Here is a 26,160-nt window from a genome sequence, read left to right as displayed (position 1 = left end):
CTGATGGGTCTGCTTTTCGACCTGGATGTTTTTTATACAGCCACTGGCTTCACATCGGACAAAACGGGAAAATTCCCTGACTCCGCCAAAGAGGATGAATCATGAGTGACAAGGATAAACAGCCTTTGGCTGCGTCGGCTTCAGCCCAACCCGAGGCGGAAACCGCCGATGCAGCGCTGCAGCATATCGTTGACGGCTTTTTGCATTTTCATCACGAGATCTTTCCGCAGCAGGAAGAACTCTTCAAAAAACTCGCCACGGCCCAGCGGCCTCGGGCGATGTTCATCGCGTGCGCCGATTCGCGCATTGTTCCCGAGCTGATCACCCAAAGCGCCCCCGGCGACCTGTTCGTCACCCGTAACGTCGGCAACGTCGTGCCGCCTTATGGGCAAATGAACGGTGGTGTTTCCACAGCCATCGAATACGCAGTGCTGGCGCTCGGCGTGCAGCACATCATCATCTGCGGCCACTCCGACTGTGGCGCCATGCGCGCAGTACTCAACCCGCAGAGCCTGGAAAAGATGCCGACGGTCAAAGCCTGGCTGCGCCATGCGGAAGTGGCGAAAACCATGGTTCAGGACAACTGCCATTGCTCGAATGAAAGCGAGAGCATGCACATCCTTACCGAAGAGAATGTGATCGCTCAGTTGCAACATTTGCGCACGCACCCGTCGGTGGCCTCGCGCATGGCCAACGGTCAGCTGTTTATCCATGGTTGGGTGTACAACATCGAAACCAGCGAAATCCAGGCTTACGACGCGGATCAGGGTTGTTTCCTGCCGCTCGATGGCAGCCATCCGATTCCGGTGGCGACGCCCAAAGCGCGCTTCTAAATCCTCTTCGTAGCCTGTCTCACAACAACGTTTGCGAGACAGGTCAACAGATCCCTGTGTGGTTTAGCCGAGGCTGCTGATCAGGCAGCCCGGCTTTGCCATGCCTGAAGAAAACTTCGGGAGAGTCACCATGCGTGCCGCTCAATTAAAAGCTGTTCTGCCACGGGAGCTGCTGGCTTCGGTGGTTGTGTTTCTGGTTGCCCTGCCTTTGTGCATGGGCATCGCCATCGCCTCGGGGCTGCCACCAGCCAAAGGCCTGATCACCGGCATCATCGGTGGGCTGGTTGTTGGCTGGCTTGCCGGTTCACCGCTGCAAGTCAGCGGTCCGGCGGCAGGCCTGGCGGTATTGGTGTTCGAACTGGTGCGCCAGCATGGTATCGCCATGCTCGGGCCGATCCTGCTACTGGCGGGTTTTCTGCAATTGGTAGCCGGGCGTTTGAAACTGGGTTGCTGGTTTCGGGTCACGGCGCCGGCTGTGGTGTACGGCATGCTCGCCGGCATCGGCGTGTTGATCGTGCTGTCGCAGGTGCACGTAATGCTCGATGCCGTGCCCAAGCCCTCAGGGCTGGATAACCTGGCGGCCTTTCCTGCTGCAGTGATTCAGGCTTTGCCTTCGTTTGGCTGGCAAGCGGGTTTGCTCGGGCTGTCGACCATTGCCGTGATGTGGCTGTGGGAAAAATTCCGCCCGCATTCCCTGCGTTTCGTTCCCGGCGCATTGCTCGGGGTCGGTCTGGCAACGATCGCCAGCCTGGCGCTCGCCTTGCAGGTCAAACGTGTGGAGGTCCCGGCTAACCTGGCGGAGGCCATCGATTGGCTACGCCCGGCGGATCTGCTCAACCTGGCTGACCCAACCCTGCTGATCGCCGCCTTCGCCGTGGCCTTTATCGCCAGCGCCGAAACCCTGCTCTCGGCCGCCGCCGTGGATCGCATGCACAGTGGTCAACGCTCGGACTTCGACCGCGAATTGTCGGCACAAGGTGTGGGCAACATGTTGTGTGGCCTGCTCGGCGCGCTGCCGATGACCGGGGTGATCGTGCGCAGCTCGGCCAACGTTCAAGCCGGCGCCACCACCCGCCTGTCGACGGTGTTCCATGGCCTGTGGTTGCTGGCTTTCGTGTTGCTGCTATCGAGCGTGCTGCAAAGCATTCCGGTGGCGAGCCTGGCGGGCGTCCTGGTTTACACCGGCTTCAAACTGGTGGACCTCAAGGCCTTTCGCGGCCTGGGCCGTTATGGCCGGATGCCGATGTTTACCTATGCGGCGACTGCACTGGCAATCATCTTCACCGACCTGCTGACGGGCGTGCTGATCGGCTTCGGCCTGACGCTGGCCAAACTGGCCTGGAAAGCGTCGCGCCTGAAAATCAGCCTGATCGATCTACCGGCGGACGGCGAGATGGAACTGCGTCTGGTGGGGGCGGCGACTTTCCTCAAGGTGCCGGCGTTGACCCAGGTGCTGGGGAGCATTCCCGCTGGCGCGACGGTGCATGTGCCGCTCAATAACCTGAGCTACATCGATCACTCGTGCCTTGAGTTGCTGGAAGAGTGGGGCCGGGCCAATGCGGCCAAGGGTTCGAAGTTGGTGATTGAAGCGCGGGGGTTGAAGCGCAGACTTGAAGGGCGGTTGCGGACCACCACCGGGGTAGGCTCAACGGCCGGTTGAAGCCCCCCTGTAGGAGCGAGCGGTGCGGCGATCCGACTTGCCCGCGAAGCTTTTGGCGTACTTGGGGACGCCTTCGCGGGCAAGCCTCGCTCCTACAGGGTTGCATAGACTTACGCGGCTGGTTGATCCAGCTCCAGCTCGACACCCAATTGGCGCGACAGGCACGGCCAGCGCTTCCACGCGGCGCCGGTGTCCGGGCTGTTGAGTTTCTCGCGGTAGGCCTCCACCGACTCCAGCGCGAAACTTTCATCGTCAAGCATCTCGTCCACGGCGTGATGCACCGCCTCATCCAGTTGGTTGGCAAATTCCTCGCCAATCAATTGGTGGGCAATCAGGTTGGCGACAGTCATGTCCAAGGGGATCAATGGCTGACCAAAATGCTTGATGTACAGGTCGTTGACCTCTTCGACCAGGCGGTGCGCCAGATAAGCTTCGTCCAGCAGGCTGTCCAGGCCAACGTGACCGGCCATGATCGCCGGCGGTTGGAGGAAGAACTGCTCGGCGATTGTCAGCACCGGCTTGATCTGCGATTCGATGCCCGCTTCCCTGGCGACTTCATTGGCTGCATCCAGCAGGTCTGGCACTTGTTCTATATACGCGGCCACAAAACGCGTCATCACGCCGTTAGCGTCGACATCCGGCAATTGGATGGCGGAGTGAAGGTGCGGCAGTTGGGTTTCCAGCTGACGAGTCAGCAGGCCGGTCTCGGCCTCGTGTTGTTGGGCTTGTTGGATCTGCTCGCGCAATGCGGCGGTGTTCATGAAAACTCCAGGAAACAAAGGCAATGAAATAGGGAAGACATAACTTAGCTGGCTCAGGAAAAAGGCTAAGACGCATTTGTCATAATTATTTCATCCTTGAGACATCGAAGTTATATCGATTTGCCACCACTCGTCTGCATCCTTCTCCATTCGTGACCTGGAACGCAAGTCCAACCTGTTTCAGCTGATTTACCCCATCGCGTTGCGAGGTGGCAGTCGCTGTCTATACTCGGTTCTGAATGGAGTTAGCTGATGACACCCGACTGCATACGCAGCAAGGCTCGGCGATTCAAGTTCGTGGTCTGAAAATGCCGCTCCCTTGCCGCAGGCGTTACGCCTACGGGATAACAAGAACGATAAGGGGAACCCGCAATGATGCGACATCCACATGTCTGGATGGGCCTCCTGTTGTGGTCGATTTTCAGTCAGGCGCAAGCGGCCTGGACTGTCAATATGGCGCCTGGAGCGACTGAGATCAGTCACGCAGTATTCGATCTGCACATGACCATTTTCTGGATTTGTGTGGTGATCGGCATCATCGTCTTCGGCGCCATGTTCTGGTCGATGATGATCCACCGCCGCTCGACCGGGCAGGTGGCCGCAAAATTTCATGAAAGCACCACCGTTGAAATCCTCTGGACCATCGTCCCCCTGCTTATCCTGGTGGCCATGGCGGTCCCTGCAACCGCCACACTGATCAAGATGTACGACAACACGGAGCCGGATATCGATATCCAGGTCACCGGCTATCAGTGGAAGTGGCATTACAAATACCTGGGTCAGGACGTCGAATTTTTCAGCAACCTGACTACCCCCGCCGATCAGATCCACAACAAGGAAGCCAAGGGCGAGCATTACTTGCTGGAGGTCGACAAGCCACTGGTGCTGCCGATCGGTGCCAAGGTGCGTTTTCTGGTGACCTCCGCCGACGTCATCCACTCTTGGTGGGTGCCGGCCTTCGCAGTCAAGCGCGATGCGATTCCGGGCTTCGTCAATGAATCCTGGACCCGAGTCGACAAGCCCGGCATCTACCGCGGCCAGTGCGCCGAGCTGTGCGGCAAGGACCACGGCTTCATGCCGATCGTGGTTGAGGTCAAGGAAAAGGCCGACTACGAAAAATGGCTGGGCGAGCGCAAGGCGGAAGCCGCGCAACTCAAAGAGCTGACCAGCAAGGAATGGACCCTCGACGAGCTCAAGGAGCGCGGCGACAAGATTTATCACACCACTTGCGTGGCCTGTCACCAGGCCGAAGGCCAGGGCCTGCCGCCGATGTTCCCGGCACTCAAGGGCTCGAAAATCGCCACCGGGCCGAAAGAGGCTCACCTGAGCCTGGTCTTCCATGGCAAGCCCGGCACCGCGATGGCGGCGTTCGGCAAGCAGCTCTCGGAAGTCGATATCGCGGCGGTCGTGACCTACGAACGTAACGCCTGGGGCAACAACAAAGGCGACATGGTCACCCCTAAAGAAGTGCTGGAGCTGAAACAGGCGGAAAGCAAATGACCCGGTCTATTGCGTACTCAAGGAATCGGTCGGGGCATGACGTCCCGGTTCGCCCAGCCCAGCCGTTTGCAGGAGACAGGACATGACTGTTGTAGTCGATGACCATGTTCATACCGATACCGCCCACGCCCACGGCCCCGCCAAAGGCCTGATGCGCTGGGTGTTGACTACCAACCACAAGGATATCGGCACGCTGTACCTGTGGTTTGCATTCACCATGTTTCTGCTCGGCGGCTCGTTCGCCATGGTGATCCGTGCCGAGCTGTTCCAGCCGGGACTGCAAATCGTCGAACCGGCGTTCTTCAACCAGATGACCACCATGCACGGTCTGGTGATGGTCTTCGGCGCGGTGATGCCGGCCTTCGTCGGCCTCGCCAACTGGATGATCCCGTTGATGATCGGCGCGCCGGACATGGCCCTGCCGCGAATGAACAACTTCAGCTTCTGGCTGTTGCCGGCCGCGTTCCTGCTGCTGGTATCGACCCTGTTCACGCCCGGTGGCGGGCCGAACTTCGGCTGGACCTTCTACGCACCGCTGTCGACCACCTACGCGCCGGAAAGCGTGACGTTCTTCATCTTCGCCATCCACTTGATGGGGATCAGTTCGATCATGGGCGCAATCAACGTGATCGCGACCATCCTCAACCTGCGCGCCCCCGGCATGACGTTGATGAAAATGCCGCTGTTCGTCTGGACCTGGCTGATCACCGCGTTCCTGCTGATCGCGGTGATGCCGGTACTGGCCGGCTGCGTAACCATGATGCTGATGGACATCCACTTCGGCACCAGTTTCTTCAGTGCCGCCGGTGGCGGTGATCCGGTGCTGTTCCAGCACGTGTTCTGGTTCTTCGGTCACCCCGAGGTGTACATCATGATCCTGCCGGCCTTCGGTGCCGTCAGCTCGATCATTCCGGCGTTCTCGCGCAAGCCGCTGTTTGGCTACACCTCGATGGTCTATGCCACGGCCAGTATTGCGTTCCTGTCATTCATCGTCTGGGCGCACCACATGTTCGTGGTCGGCATTCCGCTGGTGGGCGAGTTGTTCTTCATGTACGCCACGCTGCTGATCGCAGTGCCGACCGGCGTGAAGGTGTTCAACTGGGCCAGCACCATGTGGCAAGGCTCGCTGACCTTCGAGACGCCGATGCTGTTCGCCGTGGCGTTCGTGATCCTGTTCTCCATTGGCGGATTCTCCGGGCTGATGCTGGCCATCGCCCCGGCAGACTTCCAGTACCAGGACACCTACTTCGTGGTCGCGCACTTCCATTACGTGCTGGTGCCGGGGGCGATCTTCGGGATCTTCGCCTCGGCTTACTTCTGGCTGCCGAAATGGACCGGCCACATGTACGACGAAACCCTCGGCAAGCTGCACTTCTGGCTGTCTTTCATCGGCATGAACATGGCGTTCTTCCCGATGCACTTCGTGGGCCTGGCGGGCATGCCGCGGCGGATTCCGGACTACAACCTGCAATTCGCCGACTTCAACATGGTGTCGTCGATCGGCGCGTTCATGTTTGGTGCCACGCAGATCTTCTTCCTGTTCATCGTGATCAAGACCATTCGCGGCGGCGAGCCGGCACCGGCCAAGCCGTGGGATGGTGCCGAAGGCCTGGAATGGAGCATTCCATCGCCCGCGCCGTATCACACCTTCACCACACCGCCGGAAGTGAAATGAACGCACTAGCCTTTGTGGAAGCGAGCTTTTGTGGCGAGGGAGCTTGCTCCCGCTCGGCTGCGAAGCAGACGCAAAACTTTTGGGGCTGCTTCGCGACCCAGCGGGAGCAAGCTCCCTCGCCACAAGGGCCTGCTCCCAGCGGGTTATGCGTAAAGGTTCGAAGCCATGGCTGACTCGATCTCGATGAAGAAGCTGGTCACCCGCCTGTTACTGGTGGTGGCGGCGATGTTTGTCTTCGGCTTTGCCCTGGTGCCGATCTACGACGTGATGTGCAAGGCATTCGGCATCAATGGCAAAACCGCCGGGCAGTATGAAGGCGAGCAAACGGTCGACGCCTCGCGGCAGGTTCGCGTGCAGTTTCTGTCGACCAACGCTGCTGACATGCCTTGGGACTTCTACCCCAAGACGGATGAGCTGACCGCGCACCCCGGGGCGGTGAACGAGATGATTTTTATCGCCCACAACCCCACCGACCGGCCGATGAGCGCCCAGGCGGTGCCGAGTATCGCGCCGAGTGCAGCTGCGGCGTACTTCCACAAGACCGAATGTTTCTGCTTTACCCAGCAAGTGCTGCAGCCCGGTCAACGCATCGAGATGCCAGTACGGTTCATCGTTGACCGCGACATGCCCAAGGATGTGAAGCACCTGACGCTGTCCTACACGCTGTTCGATATCACCGCACGTCATCCGCCCGTGGCTGTTGCAGCAAGCACGGGTGGCTAGGCGTTAAAGCGTGCCCGATAAGGAGAACAATAAATGGCAACTCATGAACATTATTACGTTCCAGCCCAGAGCAAATGGCCGATCATCGCCACGATCGGCATGCTGGTCACGGTGTTCGGCCTGGGCACCTGGTTCAACGACCTGAAGGCTGCGCGGCCGGAATCCCATGGCCCGCTGATCTTTTTCGTCGGCGGACTGCTGCTGGCCTACATGCTGTTCGGCTGGTTCGGGACGGTGGTCAAGGAAAGTCGCGCGGGGTTGTACAGCCCGCAACTCGACCGCTCGTTCCGCTGGGGCATGAGCTGGTTCATTTTCTCGGAGGTGATGTTCTTCCTGGCCTTTTTCGGTGCGCTGTTTTATGTGCGCAACATCGCGGGCCCGGCACTGGGTGGTGAAGGCACCAAAGGCATCGCCCACATGCTGTGGCCGACGTTCGAGTTCACCTGGCCGCTGCTGAACAACCCGGACTCGAAACTCTTTCCTCCCCCCAAGGAAGTCATCAGCCCCTGGGGCCTGCCGTTGCTCAACACCGTGCTGCTGGTGAGTTCCAGCGTCACCGTGACCATCGCTCACCACGCCTTGAAGAAAGGCCATCGCGGGGCGCTGAAAATCTGGCTGGCGCTGACCGTGTTGCTCGGTTGCGGCTTCCTGGGCTTTCAAGCCAAAGAATACCTGCACGCCTACCACGAGCTGGGCTTGACCCTCGGTTCCGGCATCTACGGCGCAACGTTCTTCATGCTCACCGGTTTCCACGGTGCCCACGTGACCATCGGCACCATCATTCTGTTCGTGATGCTGATGCGCATCATGCGCGGGCACTTCAATGCAGACCACCATTTCGGCTTCGAGGCGGCGACCTGGTACTGGCACTTCGTGGATGTGGTGTGGATCGGGCTGTTCGTTTTCGTCTACGTACTTTGAGCCTGGCACTCATGGCTACCAAGGCACGTGGGACACCAGTTGGCCGCTGAAAAAACCCCAGGCGATCAAGCCGACAGTAATGGCGGCCAGCGCAACACGAATACTCAAGGCGATGACCAGGCGATTCGAGCTGCTGTCGTCCTTGACCAGAAAAAACAGGCCGCTGAACAGGCTGACAACCGTGGCAATCAGCATCAGGACGATGGCTGCTTTGAGCATGGTGACACTCCGGGGGACAGGCGATGCATGTGAGTATAGCTATCGCGACGACCGACTTTCTGGCGACGCCATGAAGCGCTTCCGGCTGGGCCTCGTGCCGACTCTGGTGGTCGCGGTGCTGCTGCCCTTGCTGGTGTCACTCGGCTTCTGGCAGTTGAGCCGGGGCGCGGAGAAAAGCGCGCTGCTGCAAAATTACGCTGAGCGCCGGGCGGCCGAACCGATGGCCAGCACCGAACTGCAACACACCGAAGATCCGGCCTTTCGCCGGGTTCGCCTGCACGGCCAGTTCGATGCCGAACACAGCCTGCTGCTGGATAACCGGCAGCGCGACGGCAAGGTCGGGGTCGAGCTGTTACAACCGTTTCAGGATCAGGCAAGCGGGCTCTGGTTGCTGGTCAATCGCGGCTGGCTGCCGTGGCCGGATCGGCGTACCCCGCCGTCATTCACCACACCGACTCAGGTGTTGAGCCTCGACGCCTGGGTCTACGTCTCCCCCGGCGCAACGTTCCAGTTGCACGCCGACCCCAACACCACGACCTGGCCACAACTGATCACCGCCGTTGAACCGGCCAGGTTGTGGACGGCGCTTGAACGTGACGGTTTCGCCTACGAATTACGCGCGCAAAGTGGCCCTGCGACCTACCGCGCCGATTGGCCGGTGGTGGCCATGGGGCCGGAAAAGCACCTGGCTTACGCCGTGCAGTGGTTCGCCCTGGCGATCGCGCTGTTCGGCCTTTATCTCTATCTCGGCTGGCACAACGCAAAGGAGAACAATAATGGGAGTGGCCATGAATCCACCCGGCATGTCTGAGGCGAAAACACCGGTGAATCGGCGGCGCGGACGCTTGCAGTTGCTGCTGATTCTATTGGGGGTGATCGGTCCGATGATCCTCGCCACCGGCATGTACAAATTGCAGTTCTGGGTACCCGAAGGCCGCAGTTATCACGGTGAGCTGATCGGCAACGGCCAGACCCGCGCCGACATTGGCGTACAAGCGCAAGAAGAACGCTGGCAGTTGCTGGTGACGGCGCCCAAGGACTGCTCGGTGGACTGCCAACAGCTGGTTTATCTGGCGCGGCAGATCCAGATCGGCCTCGGTCGCGATGCTGCCCGTGCCAGCCATGCGCTGGCCATCGCGCAGCCGCTGAACAGCGATTACGAGACTAAACTTCAACGCGAGTACCCACAGTTACAACGCTATTCATTGGACCTGCCGTCCTACATCAAAGGCGCACAGAGCAATGACACGCCGCACCTGTGGATCATCGACCCTCACGGCAATCTGGTGCTGCGTTACGACCCGACGGTGAAGGGCAAGGATCTGCTCAACGACCTGCGCCACCTGCTGAAACTGTCGAACATCGGATAAGGGCATCGTCATGGCCAAACCTGGATTTCGCCTCGCGCTGTTTGCCACCTTGCTGGCACTGATTGTGGTGTTGCTCGGCGCTTACACACGCCTGACCCACGCCGGCCTCGGCTGCCCGGACTGGCCCGGCTGCTACGGTTTTATCAGCGTGCCGCAAAGCGAAGCCCAGCTGGCTCATGCCGAACTGCATTTTCCAGACACCCCGGTGGAAGCCCACAAGGGCTGGAACGAAATGGTCCATCGCTACTTCGCCGGCACGCTGGGGCTGCTGATCGCGGTGCTGGCGGGCCGCGCCTGGGTCCATCGTCATCATCCGGGGCAGCCGGTGAAGTTGCCGCTGTTCTTGCTGGCGTTGGTCATTGGCCAAGCGGCTTTCGGCATGTGGACGGTGACGCTCAAGCTTTGGCCGCAAGTGGTCACCGGACATTTGCTCGGTGGTTTTGCGACCTTGAGCCTGTTGTTTCTGCTGACCTTGCGCCTGTCCGGCGTATTGCCGGCGCTGACCGTGCCTCGACGTTTGCAATACTGGGCAACCGCCGGCTTGCTGTTGGTGATCCTGCAAATTGCTCTCGGTGGCTGGGTCAGCTCCAACTACGCGGCGGTAGCCTGCATCGACTTTCCAACCTGCCACGGCCAATGGCTGCCGCCGGCTGATTTCGCCAACGGTTTTCACCTGACCCAGCACATCGGCCCGAATTATCTGGGCGGGCAGCTGGACAGCGATGCCCGCACCGCGATTCACCTGACTCACCGCATCGGCGCATTACTGGTCACCTTTGTTCTGCTCGGTCTGGCCTGGCAACTGAAGGTCGTCGGCATGACGCGCCTGGCCGTCATGGTGCTGATCGCCCTTGCCGCACAAATCACCCTGGGCATCAGCAACGTGGTGTTTCACTTGCCGCTGCCGGTGGCCGTCGCCCACAACGCCGGCGGTGCGGCGCTGTTGCTGACGATGGTGCTGGTCAATTATCACGCGCGAACCAGCCTGGTTCGGGTCAAGCATCAGCCCCCTCGTCGCTGGCGTCTACGCCTGCGTAAACACTCGGCCGGGCCCATAACAATAAAAGGAGAGATGCCATGGCGACTCTGATCGGCGAACGTCACAGTCAGGCCATCTGGCGAGACTACTTGGAACTGACCAAGCCGAAAGTGGTGGTGCTGATGCTCATCACCTCGCTGGTCGGCATGTTCCTCGCGACCCGCGCCGGGGTGCCATGGACGGTGCTGGTGTTCGGCAATCTGGGGATCGCCCTGTGTGCCGGCGGTGCCGCGGCGGTCAATCATGTGGTGGACCGGCGCATCGACGCGGTCATGGCCCGGACCCACAAACGGCCCCTGGCCGAAGGCCGGGTATCTCCAGCCGCCGCGCTGACCTTCGCCCTGATACTGGCGATGCTCGGCCAGGCCTTGCTACTGACTTTCACCAACCCGTTGACGGCGTGGCTGACCCTCGCCTCCTTGCTCGGTTATGCCGTGGTCTACACCGGTTTCCTGAAACGCGCGACGCCGCAGAACATCGTCATCGGCGGCCTCGCCGGAGCTGCCCCGCCACTGCTCGGCTGGACCGCCGCCACCGGTCATGTCGGCGCCGAACCATTGTTGCTGGTGCTGATCATCTTCGCCTGGACCCCACCGCACTTCTGGGCGCTGGCGATTCACCGCAAGGAGGAATACGCCAAGGCTGACATTCCGATGCTGCCGGTGACCCATGGCGAGCACTACACCAAAGTCCACATCCTGCTTTATACCTTTGCGTTGCTGGCCGTCAGCCTGATGCCCTACGTGATCCACATGAGCGGCGTGCTCTACCTGATGTGTGCCCTCTTACTGGGCGCCAGGTTTCTGCAATGGGCCGTGGTGCTGTACCGTGGCACTCGGCCGCACGCGGCGATCAACACGTTCAAGTACTCTATTTACTACTTGTTCCTGCTGTTCATCGCGCTGCTCGTAGACCACTACTTACTGTTGATCCTATGACCCGAACCCAGAAAACCGTCTTCATCCTCGTTGCCCTGATCGCGCTGATCCTGGGCCTGACCGTCAATAAAGTACTGACCGGGAAGAACCAGGGCGACCCGACGGCGCTGATCGATGCAGGGATCATTCTGCTGCCCCAAAGCCGTAATCTGCCGGACGTGAAGATGACCGATCAGGACGGCAAGCCAGTGGCGGTCAACGAACTGAAAGGCAAGTGGAGTTTGCTGTTCTTCGGCTACACCTTCTGCCCGGACATCTGCCCGACCACCCTCGCCCAGCTGCGGCAGATCAAGAGTGAACTGCCGGCGGATGCGGTGAACAAGTTGCAGGTCATCCTGGTCAGCGTCGACCCTAACCGCGATACGCCCAAGCAACTCAAGCAGTACCTAGGCTACTTCGATCCGCAATTCATCGGGCTGACCGCAGCCTCGGTCGAAGACCTTCAGAAAATGGCCAACGCGGTGAGCATTCCGTTCATTCCGGCGGACACCAGCAAGCCGAACTACACCGTCGACCACAGCGGCAACCTGGCGGTGATCGGACCGGACGGGACTCAACGCGGGTTCATTCGTGCACCGCTGAATAACCAGAAACTGGTGGCGCAGTTGCCGGTGATGCTCAACCGTCAATAAGCACCACACTCTTTGTAGGAGCCAGGCTTGCCGGCGAAGGCGATCTCACGGGCGCCTTCGCCGGCAAGCCTGGCTCCTACAGAACGGGGCAAACAGACAAAAAAAGGGGCGCATTCAATTCAATGCGCCCCTTTTTCGTTTACGTCAGCCGATCAGAACGCCGGCAATACCGCGCCTTTGTACTTCTCGAGAATGAAGGCTTTCACTTCCGGGCTGTGCAGGGCAGCAACCAGTTTCTGCATTGCCGCGCTGTCCTTGTCGTCCGGACGGGCAACGAGGATGTTCACGTACGGCGAGTCGCTGCCTTCGATGACCAGCGCGTCCTTGGACGGATCGAGCTTGGCTTCCAGCGCGTAGTTGGTGTTGATCAGCGCCAGGTCGACCTGAGTCAGCACGCGGGGGATGGTCGCGGCTTCCAGTTCACGGAATTTCAGATCCTTGGTGTTCTCGGTGATGTCCTTCACGGTCGACAGGATATTTTTCGAATCCTTCAACTTGATCAGGCCAGCCTTCTCCAGCAGCAACAGCGCACGGCCGCCGTTGGTGGCGTCGTTCGGGATCACCACGTTGGCGCCGCCCGGCAGCTCTTCCAGTTTCTTGTACTTGCTGGAGTAAGCGCCCAGCGGCTCCAGGTGCACACCGGCAACGCTGACGAGGTTAGTACCCTTGGCCTTGTTGAATTCATCCAGGTACGGTTGGTGCTGGAAGAAGTTGGCGTCCAGACGCTTCTCGGCCACCTGTACGTTTGGCTGGATGTAGTCGGTGAAGACTTTGACTTTCAGGTCCACGCCTTCTTTGGCCAGGGCTGGTTTAACGAACTCGAGGATTTCCGCGTGGGGCACCGGGGTGGCCGCAACGGTCAAGGTGTCGGCAGCGTGGGCGGAAAAGGCTGCAATGGCAGCGAATGCGACGAGTAGTTTTTTCATTCAGCTAACTCCTTGTGAGGCGCCAGTCTTCGGCGCCTGCCAGCGAATGGCCGGCTCATGTCTTAAGTGACGAAAACTGTTTATTTGCGGGAGAAATGAACCACCAGCTTGTCGCCGACGGTTTGCAGCACTTGAACCAGCACCAGCAGCAACACCACGGTGACCACCATCACGTCGGTCTGGAAACGCTGGTAACCGAAACGGATCGCCAGGTCGCCCAAGCCGCCAGCGCCGACCACACCGGCCATTGCTGTGTAGGACACCAGTGTAATCGCTGTCACCGTAATCGCTGCGAAGATGCCCGGGCGGGCTTCCGGCAGCAAGGCGTTGGTGATGATCTGACGGGTCGTCGCGCCCATGGCCTGGGTCGCTTCGATGATGCCGCGATCCACTTCACGCAGGGCGGTTTCCACCAGTCGCGCGAAGAACGGCGTGGCGCCCACCACCAGCGGTGGGATCGCACCGGCGACACCGAGGGAGGTGCCGGTAATCAATACGGTGAACGGAATCATCACGATCAGCAGAATGATGAACGGCAGCGAACGCAGAATGTTCACCACCAGCGATAGCATCGCGTAGACGCCTTTGGCTTCCAGCAACTGGCGCGGGCTGCACAAGAACAACAGCACGCCCAACGGCAATCCCAGCAGCACGGTGAACAACAGCGAACCGCCAAGCATCAGCAGGGTGTCGCCGGTGGCCAGCCAGATTTCGTACCAGTCGATATTGGAAAAGAAACTCATCAGGACTTCCATCAGCGCAGCACCTCCATATGGACATCAGCTGCGGTGAAGTGAGCAAACGCCGCTTCCATGTCGCCACCGGTGACGGCCAGGGTCAATTGGCCGTAGGGAACCTCTTTGATGCGATCGATACGACCGGCCAGGATGCTGTAGTCCACGCCCGTTTCCCGGGCGACGGTACCCAGCAATGGTGCGTAGGTCGCTTCGCCCTGGAAGGTCAGACGCACGATGCGGCCCGGCACATGAGCGAAGTCGTCGCGCTGTTCGTTCTCGTCGATCTGCTCGTCTTCCTGGACGAAGCGCTTGGTGGTCGGGTGCTTGGGGTGCAGGAACACTTCGGCCACCGAACCTTGCTCGACGATCACACCGGCATCCATCACCGCCACCTGATCGCAGACTCGACGAATCACATCCATCTCGTGGGTGATCAGAACAATGGTCAGCTTCAGCTCGCGATTGATCTCGGCCAGCAATTGCAAAACCGACGCCGTGGTCTGCGGGTCGAGGGCACTGGTGGCTTCGTCGCACAGCAAAATTTTCGGCTTGGTTGCCAGGGCGCGGGCGATGCCGACACGCTGCTTCTGACCACCGGACAGTTGCGCCGGGTATTTTTTCGCATGGTCGGCCAGGCCAACCCGCGCCAGCAACTGCGCCACACGCTGGTCGATTTCGCTACGCGACAGCTCACCGGCGAGGGTCAGCGGCAGCGCGACGTTATCGGCCACGGTCTTGGACGCCAGCAAGTTGAAGTGCTGGAAAATCATCCCGACCTGCTGACGGAAACGTCGCAGGCCGTTGGCATCCAGCGCTGTGACTTCTTCACCATCGACGATGATCTTGCCGCCACTGGAGTTTTCCAGGCGGTTGATCAGGCGCAGCAGGGTACTTTTTCCCGCACCGGAATGGCCGATCAGGCCAAAGACCTGACCGTTCTCAATCGTCAGACTGGTCGGATGCAGGGCGGGAATATCCTTACCGGCGACGCGGTAAGTTTTGTGGACGTTTTGAAACTCGATCACGTAGCGAACCTTGTGGGGCGCGTTAGAAAAGGATCAGCGGTTAGCCGGGCGCGCATTTTAGCCTGTCCGTATAGAGGTTCTTAGCATTTATTTCGCCTTCAACCAGCGATTTGGCAATAAGGCGATCAAAGGTAGGAACCTGGGACCGAGGCAATTGCGGCCTGATGCATCTAGAAAAGCAAAAGATCGCAGCTTGCGGCAGCTCCTAAACGGTCCGTTGGAGCTGCCGCAGGCTGCGATCTTTTCTTTATGGCTTGCGAGGGCTCAAAACCATCTGCGCCGGAATATTGCGCAGAATCTGCTTCTCAAGCTTCAGATCAAACCCCGAATCCAGCTTCTTCACCCGTTTGGTCAGCAACGTGGCCAACCATGGGTAGTCCTGAGTACGGGGAACCTGAATGCTCACGTCGCACTGATAATTCACCACATCGGCGGCGATAGCATCCAGTTGACGACGAAGTTTGCTCATATCGTTGAGGTTCAATGCCACCGTCGTGCTTTCAGCCGTCGGGTCGATCACTTTGGCCTGCGGTCTGGCTTCGGCAGCCTTGAGGGCCGCTTCGGCTTTATCCAGTTCAGCCTTGCGTGCATGAACGATGGCATTGTTAACGCCACCGGTCAGCGCCGGGGCCTTGGGCATCAATACCCGGGCACGGCTGAGGGCAGTGGCCGCGGCATTCACATCACCTTTTTGCAACACGATCTGGCTGCGCAGCAAATAGGCTTCGGCCAATTGCCGCTGGTATTGCTCAAGGGATTGATCGTTGGGCGACTCGGCCTGCAAGGCCGCCAATTGATCCTCGGCGGTGGCCAGCTCGCTGCTGGCCAGGCTTTGTTCCAGTTGTGCAATAGCCGTGGCCCGCGCATCGGGGGCCTCGGTGGCCGCCGGCGGCGTGCTTTGGCAAGCACCCAGTAGCAGCGAAAATGCGACAAGGAGCAGATAACGGGAGGCGAACGGCTTCATTCCTGCGACTCTCTATTTGCGCAAAAAACGAGCAAGTCTACACCCCTCGACGGGGCAGGACAAAACTCAGCAGAAACAGCGCGGCGGCCGCCACCACAATCGACGGGCCAGCCGGGGTGTCCTTGAACCAGGACAACGCCAGCCCGCCACACACCGCGAGCATGCCCAGCAGGCTCGCGCCCAGTGCCATCTGCTCCGGCGAGCGGGCGTGACGCTGTGCCGCAGCCGCCGGAATAATCAGTAACGAAGTAATCAGCAACACGCCGACGATTTTCATCGCCACCGCGATCACCACGGCGATCAGCAACATCAGGACCAGACGCAACGCCGCCACCGGCAAACCTTCCACCCTGGCCAGTTCTTCATGCACGGTGATCGCCAGCAAGGGTCGCCACAGCGTGACAAGCAATACCAGCACCGCCGCGCTGCCGCCGAGGATCCAGGCCAGATCGGTCGGGCTGATCGCCAGCAGGTCGCCAAACAGATAGGCCATCAGGTCGATCCGCACTTCATGCATGAAGCTTAGTACCACCAGGCCCAGGGAGAGCGTGCTCGGTGCGAGAATTCCCAACAGCGTGTCAGACGCCAATGGCTGCCGCTGTTGCAGCGTCACCAGCAACACTGCCAGCAACAGGCAGCCTACGGTGACAGCCACGGTCGGGCTGACATCCAGCAGAAAGCCCAGCGCCACACCCAGCAGCGCAGCGTGGGACAGGGTGTCGCCGAAATAAGCCATGCGCCGCCAGACCACGAACGAACCCAACGGGCCCGCAACCAGCGCCAGGGCCAGACCTGCAAGCAGGGCGAAGAGCAGAAAATCAGCCATGCTTGCAGCTATCTCCATGAACGTGGGTATGGGCCGACGGGGTCGCAATGACCACCGAGCCATGCAGGTCGTGAGCGTGGTCGTGATGGTGGTGATAAATCGCCAGACTTTGTGCGTTCTTTCCGAACAGTTCGACGAACGCGGGATCGCCGCTGACCTGCTCGGGATGCCCGGAGCAGCAGACATGGCGATTCAGACACACCACCTGGTCGGTGGTGCTCATCACCAGATGCAAATCGTGAGAGACCATCAATACGCCGCAGCCATGACGGTCGCGCAGACGTGTGATCAGGCTATAGAGCTCGGCTTGACCGGCCACGTCGACGCCTTGTACCGGCTCATCGAGCACCAGCAACTCCGGCTCGCGCAGCAATGCCCGGGCCAGCAGTACTCGCTGCATTTCGCCACCGGAAACACTTTGCACCGGGCTGTCGATCACCTGCTCGGCGCCGACTTCCTTGAGGGCGGCCAAGGCCCGAGCGCGGTCCACGCCAGGGACCAGACGCAAGAAACGCAGCACTGATAGCGGCAGGGTTGGATCGACATGGAGTTTTTGCGGCATGTAACCGACGCGCAACTTCGGCTTGCGCCAGACGCTGCCGCTGTCCGGCTTCAACAAACCGAGCACCGCGCGCACCAGCGTGGTTTTGCCGGCGCCATTAGGGCCGATCAGGGTAACGATCTGCCCCGGCTCGACGCTCAGTTCGATGTTATCCAGCACGTTTTGCCCGGCAAAAGTGACGGCCACCTGCTCAAGACGGATCAGCGCATTGCTCATTAAGCCCCCTGGCAACCCGAGCAGAGACCGATGACTTCAACGGTCTGGGCCTCGACGATAAATCCGACGTCCCTGGCGCTGCCGACGATCGCGTCGCTGATGGACTTCTGTTCAAGCTCAATGGCGGCGTGGCATTGGCGGCAAATCAGGAACTGGCCTTGGTGAGCGTGTTCCGGGTGATTGCAGCCGACGAAGGCGTTCAGCGAGGAGATGCGGTGTACCAGGCCGTTTTCCAGCAGAAAATCCAGCGCGCGATACACGGTCGGCGGCGCAGCTCGGCGGCCGTCCTGCTCGCTGAGCACCGCCAGAATGTCGTAGGCACCCAGCGGTTTATGGCTTTGCCAGACCAGTTCCAGCACCCGCCGGCGCAAAGCGGTCAGGCGTAGCCCCTGACGTGCGCACAAGGCATCGGCCTCAGACAATGCGCTATGGACGCAATGAGAGTGGTCGTGGGGACGACTGGCAATCGGTGTTTTAGGCATGAGCGGCGACGAGTGTTGTGAGAGACGTTATTATGTTACCCGTTCTCGCCTCTTCGAGTGGTCATCGTGTCCCGACTTTTTTCTATCTTTGTCGCATTTGTCGCAAGTTTTCTGCTGATCGGTTCAGCCCAGGCCGAAGTCAAAGTACTTACCAGCATCAAGCCGCTGCAGCTGATTGCTGCTGCGGTGCAGGAAGGTGTGGCGATTCCGGAAGTGTTGCTGCCGCCCGGAGCATCACCGCATAACTATGCCTTGCGCCCATCCGACGTACGGAAGGTGCAGTCGGTGGACCTGGTTTACTGGATCGGTCCGGACATGGAGGGTTTTCTGCCTCGCGTACTGAAAGGTCGTACGCTGCCCAGCGTCGCAGTGCAGGATTTGCCTGGCCTGAAGCTGCGACGTTTCGCCGAAGACAGCCACTCCCACGCCGAAGAAGCCGATGAGCATGACCACGATCATCGCCCCGGCAGCCTGGATGCGCACTTGTGGTTGTCACCGATCAACGCCCGAGTGATCGCCAGCAAAATGGCGGCCGATCTGAGTGCAGCCGATCCGGCTAACGCGGCGCGCTATCAGAGCAACCTCAAAGCCTTCGATGAACGCCTGGATGCCCTGGACCTACGCCTGAAGGCTCGCCTGGCAGGGATCGCGAACAAGCCTTACTTCGTGTTCCACGAAGCCTTCGACTACTTCGAAGACGCCTACGGCCTCAAGCACGCCGGTGTGTTCAGTGTCGCAGCCGAAGTACAGCCCGGTGCCCAGCACGTCGCGGCGATGCGCGCGCGGTTGCAGGAAGTCGGCAAAACTTGCGTGTTCAGCGAACCGCCGCTGCGCCCGCGCCTGGCAGAAACCCTGGTGGCCGGGCTACCGGTGAAACTGGCGGAGCTGGATGCATTGGGCGGATACACACCAGCGACTGCCCAAGGGTATGAGCAGGTGCTGGAAAAGTTGGGGAATGATTTGGCCGGGTGCCTGGAGTCGTTGTAAGCGGGAAGTTTGGTGGTGAATCGTTCGCGGGCAAGCCTCGCTCCTACAGGGATCGCGCACATCCTGTAGGAGCGAGGCTTGCCCGCGAAGCTTTTAGAGGGCGAAAGGCAGCGGCGTGTCGACCTTCTGCCGCTGCGCCAAGCGCAGTTGAAACTCCATCGGATCGTGAATCAACACGTCCTGCCCGGCGAAAGACTCCGCCGCAATCAACCGCGACAACCAGAACCGCACGCACGCCACGCGCAGCATGGTCGGCCACAGCTCCGCTTCGGCAGCGGTGAACGGTCGCAGCGCGGCATAAGCGCCCAGCAACGCCCGCGCCCGAGCCCCGTCGAGCTGCCCTTGCTCGTCCGAACACCAGTCGTTCAAGGCAATTGCCACGTCATAGAGCATCGGCCCTGAACAAGCGTTGTAGAAGTCGATCAACCCGGTCAGGTGCGTGCCTTCGAACATCGCATTGTCGCGGAACAGATCCGCATGGATGTTGGCCCGCGGCAGCGCCAGAATTTTCGTCTTCTGCTGGGTGATCTCTTCCAGAGCCCGTTGCAGCAAATCGCTTTGTTCGGCGTTCAGGTGCGAGAGAAACTGCGTGCCCTCTTCCAGCATCCAGTCCAGGCCACGATCGGTTTTGCGCTTGATCATGTTGGCCTGGGTCGCCAGGTGCAGGTGAGCCAGCAGCTCGCCGACCTGAGCGCAATGCTGGGCGTTGGCGTCCTTGATGTGCTTGCCCGCCAGACGTGGCTGCAACAGCGCAGGTTTACCGGCCAGCTCGCGCAATGCAACGCCGTCGGTGGTGCGCAGGGCATAAGGCACCGGCAGGTTGGCGTCGTGCAGCACATCGAGCAGTTCGATGAAGAACGGCATCTCCTGCACCGGACCGCGCTCGACCAGGGTCAGGACAAACTCGCCCTGCTCCAGGCTGATAAAGAAATTGGTGTTTTCGCTACCGGCGGCGATCCCCTGGAAATCAAGCAGGCGGCCGAGCCCGTAAGGGGCGAGAAAGGTTTCCAGCTCGGGCCGAGCCAGGGGGGTGAACACAGACATGGTTAAAACTGCCAGTACGGGCGCCGCGGTTGAGCCAGCGCCGATTGAAATTAAGAAACTACTTCCACTCAAAGATTTTCCACGAGGGAATCAGCATATCCGGCTGATCCGAGCGGATATAGTTTGCATCTGTTCCGTCCGCACGTATCAGAAAGTACGGTTTTCCGACCTTCGGGGTGACCTTGATCGCGTACACGAAGCCGTTCTGGCGATACTCCTGAATGGTTTTATCGCCTTCCGTGCGGATCGTTACTTCCGGGTCCGCCGAGGGCTTGTCATCCGCCGCCATGACAGCCAATGGAGTGATTGCAAACAAGCCAGCCAGCAACAAGCGATTTAGTGTGCGCATGATAACCTTGTCCCTTTGTCGTCAACGGTCCCGCTATTCTAGCGCCGGACCCGCCGAAAAGGTTGATCCTGCTCATGAGCCAAGCCCCCCTCGTCCTGGTGGACGGTTCTTCTTATCTGTACCGCGCCTTTCACGCGCTGCCTCCGCTGACCACGTCCAAAGGCCTGCCGACCGGAGCGGTCAAAGGCGTGTTGAACATGCTCAAGAGTCTGCGCAAGCAGTACCCGGACAGCCCGTTCGCCGTGGTGTTCGACGCCAAGGGCGGGACGTTCCGCGACGCGATGTTCGCCGAATACAAGGCCAACCGCCCAAGCATGCCTGACGATATGCGGGTCCAGATCGAGCCGCTGCACGCCAGCGTCAAGGCCTTGGGCTTTCCATTGCTGTGCGTGGACAACGTCGAAGCGGACGATGTGATCGGCACCCTGGCCCGCAGCAGCGCGGCCGCCGACCGTCCGGTGGTGATTTCCACCGGTGACAAGGATATGGCACAACTGGTCGACGGGCACATTACCTTGGTCAATACGATGACCGGTAGCGCGCTGGACGTGGAAGGCGTGAAGGAGAAATTCGGCGTCGCTCCCGAGCAGATCATCGATTATCTGGCGTTGATGGGCGATTCGTCCGACAACATCCCGGGCGTTCCGGGTATCGGTCCGAAGACCGCTTCCGGCCTGCTGGTTGGCGTGAATGGCGGCCTGACCGAGCTCTATGCGCAGCTCGATATCGTCCCGACCCTGCCGATTCGCGGCGCCAAGACCCTGCCGGCCAAGCTCGAAGAGCATAAGGAAATGGCCTTTCTTTCTTACCGATTGGCAACCATCAAGATCGACGTACCGCTGGACATCGGCCTCGACGATCTGCAGATGGGCCCACCGGATCACGACAAGCTTGCCGAACTCTATTCCCTGCTGGAGTTTAAGAGCTGGTTCGAAGAGAACCAGCGCGACGCCAAGCGTTCGGGTCAGGACATCGTCGAGGTCGCCCAGGAGCAGCCGGGTGCCGCCGAAGCGAAATACGAAACCATCCTCGACCAGAAGCGCTTCGAGGCCTGGCTGGACAAACTCGACAAGGCGCCGCTGATCGCCTTCGTCACCGAAACCAATGGCAGCGATGCCCAACACGCGCAACTGGTAGGCCTGTCGTTCTCTGTCGCGGCCAACGAAGCAGCCTACATTCCGCTGACCCATTCCTACATGGGCGTACCGGAACAACTGGACCGTGACACCGTGCTGCTGGCGTTGAAACCGCTGCTGGAAAACCCGAATAAACTGAAAGTCGGCCAACATGCGAAGTTCGACACCAATATCCTCGCCAATTGCGCCATCGGTGGCGATCAGAACAACGGGATTACTGTTCAGGGTATTGCCTACGACACCATGCTCGAGTCCTACGTACTGGACTCAACGGCCACCCGCCACGACATGGACAGCCTGGCGCTCAAGTACCTGGGCCAAAGCAAGACCGACATCCAGGAGATTGCGGGCAAAGGCGTCAAACAGCTGACCTTCGACCAGATTTCCCTTGAGCTGGCGGGTCCCTATGCCGCCGAAGACGCCGATGTCACCTTCCGCCTGCATCTGGTATTGCAGGAAAAACTGGCCGCGACGCCAAGCCTGGTCAAAGTGCTCAACGAGATTGAAATGCCGCTGATGCCGGTCCTGGCCCGTATCGAGCGCCAGGGCGCGCTTGTAGACGCCAACCTGCTGGGCATCCAGAGCGTCGAGCTGGGCGAGAAACTGGTCGCCCTTGAGCGTGAGGCCTTTGCCATTGCCGGTGAAGAATTCAACCTTGGCTCGCCAAAGCAACTGGGCGTGATTCTCTACGAAAAGCTCGGTTTGCCTGTACTCAGCAAAACCGCCAAGGGTCAGGCGTCGACTGCCGAAGCCGTGCTGGCCGAGTTGGCAGAACAGGACTACCCGCTGCCCAAGGTGCTGATGCAATACCGCTCGCTGAGCAAGCTCAAAAGCACCTACACCGACCGTTTGCCAGAGCAGATCAACGCACGCACCGGGCGCATTCATACGTCTTACCAGCAAGCTGTCGCAGCCACCGGGCGTTTGTCGTCCATCGACCCGAACCTGCAGAACATTCCGATCCGTACCGCCGAAGGTCGCCGGATTCGTCAGGCGTTCGTCGCGCCGAAAGGCTACAAACTGCTGGCCGCGGATTACTCGCAAATCGAACTGCGGATCATGGCGCACCTGGCCAAGGACGAAGGCTTGCTGCATGCCTTCCGCAACAACCTCGACGTCCACCGGGCCACGGCCGCAGAAGTGTTCGGCGTCGAGCTGGATGCGGTCACCAACGATCAGCGTCGAAGCGCGAAAGCCATCAACTTCGGCTTGATCTACGGCATGAGCGCGTTTGGCCTGGCCAAGCAGATCGGCGTTGACCGCAAACAGTCCCAGGCCTACATCGACCGTTATTTCGCCCGTTATCCCGGCGTGCTGCAGTACATGGAGCGCACGCGCGCCCAGGCCGCCGAGCAAGGCTTCGTCGAAACCATCTTTGGTCGTCGCCTGTACTTGCCGGAAATCAACGCGAAAAACCAGGCCCTGCGCAAAGCTGCCGAGCGCACGGCGATCAACGCCCCGATGCAAGGCACCGCGGCGGACATCATCAAGAAAGCCATGGTGGCGGTGGACAACTGGCTGGCATCGTCAGGCCTGGACGCCAAAGTCATCCTGCAGGTACACGATGAATTGGTGCTCGAGGTGCGTGAGGACCTGGTCGACCAGGTACGCGAGGAGATTCGCGTGCACATGAGCAACGCCGCACAACTGGACGTACCGCTTCTGGTTGAGGTGGGCGCAGGCAACAACTGGGATGAGGCGCACTGAGCCACCTGAAAAGACGTTTGTGCTGCGGCCTGGCGCCGCAGCACATGACGAAGGGCTATAGAGCGAAAAACGACAGTGATTATTTCCAAAGGATTTTGAAAATAGTCTGAACTAAATCCGCGAACCGCCACTCAGAGATACTGAATGGCTGGTGAAGCCCTTCGATGCTCCTATGTTGTGTTAAGTGTTGGCAGATATCTGGACCCCGCCCTAGCGGTCCGGAACTTGAACCCCGGAACTTCTCCCTCCCCATACGAAGTCCGGGGTTTTTTTTGCCTGCCAATTGGCCTCGAGAGACTTACTCGGCAGTCTCGGCACCCTTGTCCGCCAACTCCATCCAGTCCGCCAGTACGGTGTAGGCTTCTTCCAGGCCCATGCGCTTGGGGGCCGAAAACAGCTGGATAGTAATCGTATCGCCCCAACCCTTGCGGATTTCCGATTGAACCTTGAGCAGCGTGTTTTTTGCCGCGCCGTAGGTCAGTTTGTCGGCCTTGGTCAGCAGAATATGCATCGGCATGCCGCTGGCGACGGCCCAATCGAGCATCAACAGGTCGAAGTCGGTCATTGGATGACGGATGTCCATCATCAGAATCAAACCTTTCAAACTCTCACGGCCACCCAGATAGGCTTCCAGGTGACGCTGCCAGTGCATCTTCAACGGGATCGGTACTTTTGCATAACCGTAGCCTGGCAGGTCGACCAGACGGCGTTCATCGTCTAGCTTGAAGAAGTTCAACAGCTGTGTGCGACCCGGTGTTTTCGAGGTCCGCGCCAGGCTGGCGTGGGTCAGAGTATTCAACGCGCTGGACTTGCCGGCGTTGGAACGCCCGGCGAAGGCCACTTCAAAGCCTTCGTCGTCGGGACATTGGTCGACTTTGGCGGCGCTGAGCATAAAGGTGGACTGTTGGCACAGGCCGAGGATGGGATTCTTGAGTTGCATGGGATTTCCGATGTGGGCGGCGCCGGGAATGGACGCGGCAAGCAGTGTCGTTTCCGTTTCAGTGACGCCAGTATATAATGCCGCAGATTTTGTGTGCGCTTTGTCCCAGCGTAGGATGAAGTTCACGAGAGCGATTGACCTTGATTGCGCATTAGAACGCAGCACGCTCTCAACCCTGAAAAGGTCGTTTTATGACGAAATGGCTGCTAGCTGCCGGTGTCTTGATGCCGCTTTACAGCGCTCAGGCTACACAGGATCCGGAAGCTGTGTACAACCGTGTTTGTGGTGCCTGTCATTCCGGCCAACTACCCATGGCGCCCCGCAGGGGCGATCAGGAAGCTTGGACGCCGAGGTTGGCGAAAGGTATGGAGACGCTGGTGCAACACGTGACCCAGGGTTTCAAGGCGATGCCGCCGCGTGGTTTGTGCATGGACTGCAGTGCCGAGGATTACCGAGCCATCATCCAGTGGATGAGCGAGTAAACCCGGTCCATAACTCTTTAACCCTTAGCCGTAGTTGGATTAGCTGATGAACAAATTGATCGTGAGTCTGCTGTTGACCGTGGGGATCTCCGGTATTGCCCATGCTGCAGGTGATGCGACTGCTGGTCAGGCGAAAGCCGCAGTATGTGGCGCCTGTCATGGCCCGGATGGCAATAGCATGGCGCCTAACTTTCCGAAACTGGCAGGCCAGGGCGAGCGTTATCTGAACAAGCAGCTGCACGACATCAAGTCCGGCAAACGCACGGTACTGGAAATGACCGGCCTGCTGACCAACCTCAGCGATCAGGACCTGGCCGATATCTCCGCCTACTTCGCCAGCCAGAAAGGCAGCGTCGGTGCCGCCGACCCGAAAATCGTGGCTCGCGGTGAAGCACTGTTCCGTGGCGGCGACCTGGCCAAAGGGCTGCCAGCCTGCACCGGCTGCCACTCGCCCAATGGCGCAGGCAACGCAGCTGCCGGCTTCCCGCACCTGGGCGGCCAGCATGCTCAGTACGTCGGCAAGCAATTGACCGAATTCAGAAAAGAAGAAGGTGGCCGGACCAACGACGGCGACACCAAACCAATGCAAAGCATCGCTAAAAAGCTGAGCGACGAAGATATCGCCGCCGTCTCCAGCTATATTCAAGGCTTGCACTAAGGCCTGTGATCGAGCGTTGTGAGTGATGTACATCTCTTGCAACGTTAACTCTCGATTAATCCGTCGATGCAAACATAAAAAGGGTAGCTTTGGCTGCCCTTTTTTGTGGCCGCTGCCGTTACACTACAGAACTCAAGCCCGCCGGAATCTGTCTGAAAACAGGTCGCGCGAGGCGCCCAAATTGTCCAGGAGTAAAGCATGCGTAATCTGATCATCAGCGCCGCACTCGTCGCTGCCAGCCTGTTCGGCATGACTGCCCAAGCCGCCGAAAAACCTGAAGCGCCCTATGTCGAACTGAGCAACCCGGTCCCGGTGGCCGAGCCTGGCAAGATCGAAGTCGTGGAGCTGTTCTGGTACGGCTGCCCGCACTGCTATGCCTTCGAACCCGTCATCAACCCATGGGTTGAAAAGCTGCCTGCCGACGTAAATTTCGTACGTATTCCGGCCATGTTTGGCGGCCCTTGGGATGCCCACGGCCAGATGTTCCTGACGCTTGAGGCCATGGGTGTCGAGAGCAAGGTTCACGCTGCGGTGTTCAACGCAATCCAGAAAGAACACAAGAAGCTGACCGACAAAGAAGACATGGCGGACTTCCTGGCGACCCAAGGTGTAGACAAGGAAAAATTCCTGGCCACCTTCGACTCCTTCGCCATCAAGGGCCAGATCAACAAAGCCAAAGAGCTTGCCAAGAAATATGAAATCTCCGGCGTGCCTACCATGATCGTCAATGGCAAGTATCGCTTTGACATCGGCTCTGCCGGCGGCGCCGAACAAGCGTTGAAACTGGCTGACCAACTGGTCGCCAAAGAGCGAGCGGCAACCAAGGCCGTTGCCAACTAAGCGCGGCG

28 protein-coding genes are annotated in these 26,160 nt (G+C 59.7%); 16 read left to right on the top strand and 12 right to left on the bottom strand.

Going from position 1 to position 26,160, the window contains the following annotated elements; all coding sequences use genetic code 11:
- Positions 1–101 precede the first annotated feature (101 nt).
- Positions 102–833, top strand: coding sequence for a carbonic anhydrase (locus tag LOY28_RS00400; protein WP_018927254.1), 732 nt, complete (start codon positions 102–104; stop codon positions 831–833).
- Positions 834–963: 130 nt separating this feature from the next.
- Positions 964–2,493: a SulP family inorganic anion transporter gene (locus tag LOY28_RS00395; RefSeq protein ID WP_111453137.1), complete on the top strand. Its 1,530-nt coding sequence runs from the start codon at positions 964–966 to the stop codon at positions 2,491–2,493.
- 110 nt (positions 2,494–2,603) lie between these two features.
- On the opposite strand, the gene LOY28_RS00390 is transcribed toward LOY28_RS00395, so the two are convergent.
- Positions 2,604–3,254, bottom strand: a complete 651-nt coding sequence (locus tag LOY28_RS00390; RefSeq protein WP_018927256.1) for a hypothetical protein — start codon at positions 3,252–3,254, stop codon at positions 2,604–2,606.
- A 372-nt stretch (positions 3,255–3,626) separates the two neighbouring features.
- Here LOY28_RS00390 and coxB point away from each other — a divergent pair, with 372 nt between their 5' ends.
- The 4 genes from coxB (at position 3,627) to LOY28_RS00370 (ending at position 8,073) form a co-directional block, all read left to right on the top strand.
- Complete coding sequence (gene coxB, locus LOY28_RS00385) at positions 3,627–4,754, top strand: cytochrome c oxidase subunit II (RefSeq protein WP_019580289.1); 1,128 nt, start codon at positions 3,627–3,629, stop codon at positions 4,752–4,754.
- Between the two features lie 82 nt (positions 4,755–4,836).
- Positions 4,837–6,429, top strand: a complete 1,593-nt coding sequence (ctaD, locus tag LOY28_RS00380; RefSeq protein ID WP_018927258.1) for a cytochrome c oxidase subunit I — start codon at positions 4,837–4,839, stop codon at positions 6,427–6,429.
- A 165-nt stretch (positions 6,430–6,594) separates the two neighbouring features.
- Positions 6,595–7,152, top strand: coding sequence for a cytochrome c oxidase assembly protein (locus LOY28_RS00375; RefSeq protein WP_018927259.1), 558 nt, complete (start codon positions 6,595–6,597; stop codon positions 7,150–7,152).
- Positions 7,153–7,185: 33 nt separating this feature from the next.
- Complete coding sequence (locus LOY28_RS00370) at positions 7,186–8,073, top strand: cytochrome c oxidase subunit 3 (RefSeq protein ID WP_018927260.1); 888 nt, start codon at positions 7,186–7,188, stop codon at positions 8,071–8,073.
- A gap of 15 nt (positions 8,074–8,088) precedes the next feature.
- Here LOY28_RS00370 and LOY28_RS00365 read toward each other — a convergent pair whose 3' ends face one another.
- A complete protein-coding gene (locus tag LOY28_RS00365; protein ID WP_018927261.1) occupies positions 8,089–8,292 on the bottom strand; it encodes a twin transmembrane helix small protein in 204 nt (67 codons plus the stop codon).
- Positions 8,293–8,362: 70 nt separating this feature from the next.
- On the opposite strand from LOY28_RS00365, the gene LOY28_RS00360 reads away from it, so the two are divergent.
- The 5 genes from LOY28_RS00360 to LOY28_RS00340 are packed head-to-tail and all read left to right on the top strand — an operon-like array spanning position 8,363 to position 12,271.
- Positions 8,363–9,103 carry an SURF1 family protein gene (locus LOY28_RS00360; RefSeq protein ID WP_018927262.1) on the top strand — a complete coding sequence of 247 codons (741 nt, stop codon included), beginning with the start codon at positions 8,363–8,365 and terminating at the stop codon, positions 9,101–9,103.
- Positions 9,069–9,662 (top strand): hypothetical protein, encoded by a 594-nt coding sequence (locus LOY28_RS00355; protein ID WP_026286508.1) that lies wholly within the window; start codon positions 9,069–9,071, stop codon positions 9,660–9,662. The genes LOY28_RS00360 and LOY28_RS00355 overlap by 35 nt, the downstream gene beginning before the upstream one ends.
- 10 nt (positions 9,663–9,672) lie before the next feature.
- Positions 9,673–10,752 (top strand): heme A synthase, encoded by a 1,080-nt coding sequence (locus LOY28_RS00350; RefSeq protein ID WP_018927264.1) that lies wholly within the window; start codon positions 9,673–9,675, stop codon positions 10,750–10,752.
- Positions 10,740–11,639 (top strand): heme o synthase, encoded by a 900-nt coding sequence (gene cyoE, locus LOY28_RS00345; RefSeq protein WP_018927265.1) that lies wholly within the window; start codon positions 10,740–10,742, stop codon positions 11,637–11,639. The genes LOY28_RS00350 and cyoE overlap by 13 nt, the downstream gene beginning before the upstream one ends.
- The gene (locus tag LOY28_RS00340; RefSeq protein ID WP_018927266.1) at positions 11,636–12,271 is read left to right on the top strand and encodes an SCO family protein; all 636 of its coding nucleotides are present in this window, start codon (positions 11,636–11,638) and stop codon (positions 12,269–12,271) included. Before cyoE ends, LOY28_RS00340 begins: the two co-directional genes overlap by 4 nt.
- A 152-nt stretch (positions 12,272–12,423) precedes the next feature.
- Here the strand turns inward: LOY28_RS00340 and LOY28_RS00335 are convergent, their stop codons facing one another.
- From LOY28_RS00335 to zur, 7 genes are all read right to left on the bottom strand, one after another.
- A complete protein-coding gene (locus LOY28_RS00335) occupies positions 12,424–13,197 on the bottom strand; it encodes a MetQ/NlpA family ABC transporter substrate-binding protein (RefSeq protein WP_018927267.1) in 774 nt (257 codons plus the stop codon).
- A gap of 80 nt (positions 13,198–13,277) precedes the next feature.
- Positions 13,278–13,952 carry a methionine ABC transporter permease gene (locus LOY28_RS00330; RefSeq protein WP_018927268.1) on the bottom strand — a complete coding sequence of 225 codons (675 nt, stop codon included), beginning with the start codon at positions 13,950–13,952 and terminating at the stop codon, positions 13,278–13,280.
- Positions 13,952–14,959 carry a methionine ABC transporter ATP-binding protein gene (locus tag LOY28_RS00325; protein ID WP_007940716.1) on the bottom strand — a complete coding sequence of 336 codons (1,008 nt, stop codon included), beginning with the start codon at positions 14,957–14,959 and terminating at the stop codon, positions 13,952–13,954. The genes LOY28_RS00330 and LOY28_RS00325 overlap by 1 nt, the downstream gene beginning before the upstream one ends.
- 247 nt (positions 14,960–15,206) lie before the next feature.
- Positions 15,207–15,923 carry a PA5502 family lipoprotein gene (locus LOY28_RS00320; RefSeq protein ID WP_064615672.1) on the bottom strand — a complete coding sequence of 239 codons (717 nt, stop codon included), beginning with the start codon at positions 15,921–15,923 and terminating at the stop codon, positions 15,207–15,209.
- 37 nt (positions 15,924–15,960) lie between these two features.
- A complete protein-coding gene (gene znuB, locus LOY28_RS00315) occupies positions 15,961–16,749 on the bottom strand; it encodes a zinc ABC transporter permease subunit ZnuB (RefSeq protein WP_019580298.1) in 789 nt (262 codons plus the stop codon).
- Positions 16,742–17,527: a zinc ABC transporter ATP-binding protein ZnuC gene (znuC, locus tag LOY28_RS00310; RefSeq protein WP_007940713.1), complete on the bottom strand. Its 786-nt coding sequence runs from the start codon at positions 17,525–17,527 to the stop codon at positions 16,742–16,744. Before znuC ends, znuB begins: the two co-directional genes overlap by 8 nt.
- The gene (gene zur / locus LOY28_RS00305; RefSeq protein ID WP_026286509.1) at positions 17,527–18,009 is read right to left on the bottom strand and encodes a zinc uptake transcriptional repressor Zur; all 483 of its coding nucleotides are present in this window, start codon (positions 18,007–18,009) and stop codon (positions 17,527–17,529) included. Before zur ends, znuC begins: the two co-directional genes overlap by 1 nt.
- A 66-nt stretch (positions 18,010–18,075) precedes the next feature.
- Here zur and LOY28_RS00300 point away from each other — a divergent pair, with 66 nt between their 5' ends.
- Positions 18,076–18,996 (top strand): zinc ABC transporter substrate-binding protein ZnuA, encoded by a 921-nt coding sequence (locus tag LOY28_RS00300; protein WP_086945255.1) that lies wholly within the window; start codon positions 18,076–18,078, stop codon positions 18,994–18,996.
- 93 nt (positions 18,997–19,089) lie between these two features.
- On the opposite strand, the gene LOY28_RS00295 is transcribed toward LOY28_RS00300, so the two are convergent.
- Both LOY28_RS00295 and LOY28_RS00290 read right to left on the bottom strand, forming a co-directional pair.
- Positions 19,090–20,040: a homoserine kinase gene (locus tag LOY28_RS00295; protein ID WP_018927273.1), complete on the bottom strand. Its 951-nt coding sequence runs from the start codon at positions 20,038–20,040 to the stop codon at positions 19,090–19,092.
- Positions 20,041–20,098: 58 nt separating this feature from the next.
- On the bottom strand, positions 20,099–20,389 hold the full coding sequence (locus LOY28_RS00290; RefSeq protein ID WP_018927274.1) for a DUF2782 domain-containing protein: 291 nt from the start codon (positions 20,387–20,389) through the stop codon (positions 20,099–20,101).
- A 74-nt stretch (positions 20,390–20,463) separates the two neighbouring features.
- On the opposite strand from LOY28_RS00290, the gene polA reads away from it, so the two are divergent.
- Positions 20,464–23,232, top strand: a complete 2,769-nt coding sequence (gene polA, locus LOY28_RS00285; protein WP_018927275.1) for a DNA polymerase I — start codon at positions 20,464–20,466, stop codon at positions 23,230–23,232.
- A 298-nt stretch (positions 23,233–23,530) separates the two neighbouring features.
- On the opposite strand, the gene yihA is transcribed toward polA, so the two are convergent.
- A complete protein-coding gene (gene yihA, locus LOY28_RS00280) occupies positions 23,531–24,172 on the bottom strand; it encodes a ribosome biogenesis GTP-binding protein YihA/YsxC (RefSeq protein WP_258612908.1) in 642 nt (213 codons plus the stop codon).
- A 191-nt stretch (positions 24,173–24,363) separates the two neighbouring features.
- On the opposite strand from yihA, the gene LOY28_RS00275 reads away from it, so the two are divergent.
- From LOY28_RS00275 to LOY28_RS00265, 3 genes are all read left to right on the top strand, one after another.
- Complete coding sequence (locus tag LOY28_RS00275) at positions 24,364–24,654, top strand: cytochrome c5 family protein (protein WP_019020904.1); 291 nt, start codon at positions 24,364–24,366, stop codon at positions 24,652–24,654.
- 46 nt (positions 24,655–24,700) lie between these two features.
- A complete protein-coding gene (locus LOY28_RS00270) occupies positions 24,701–25,312 on the top strand; it encodes a cytochrome c4 (RefSeq protein WP_007940706.1) in 612 nt (203 codons plus the stop codon).
- 198 nt (positions 25,313–25,510) lie between these two features.
- Positions 25,511–26,152, top strand: coding sequence for a thiol:disulfide interchange protein DsbA/DsbL (locus LOY28_RS00265; RefSeq protein WP_258612907.1), 642 nt, complete (start codon positions 25,511–25,513; stop codon positions 26,150–26,152).
- The last annotated feature ends 8 nt before the right edge of the window (positions 26,153–26,160 follow it).

Origin of the sequence: Pseudomonas sp. B21-017, assembly GCF_024749245.1 — a bacterium.
Classification (GTDB): Bacteria; Pseudomonadota; Gammaproteobacteria; order Pseudomonadales; family Pseudomonadaceae; genus Aquipseudomonas.
This window is presented reverse-complemented; position numbering and strand designations above follow the sequence as displayed.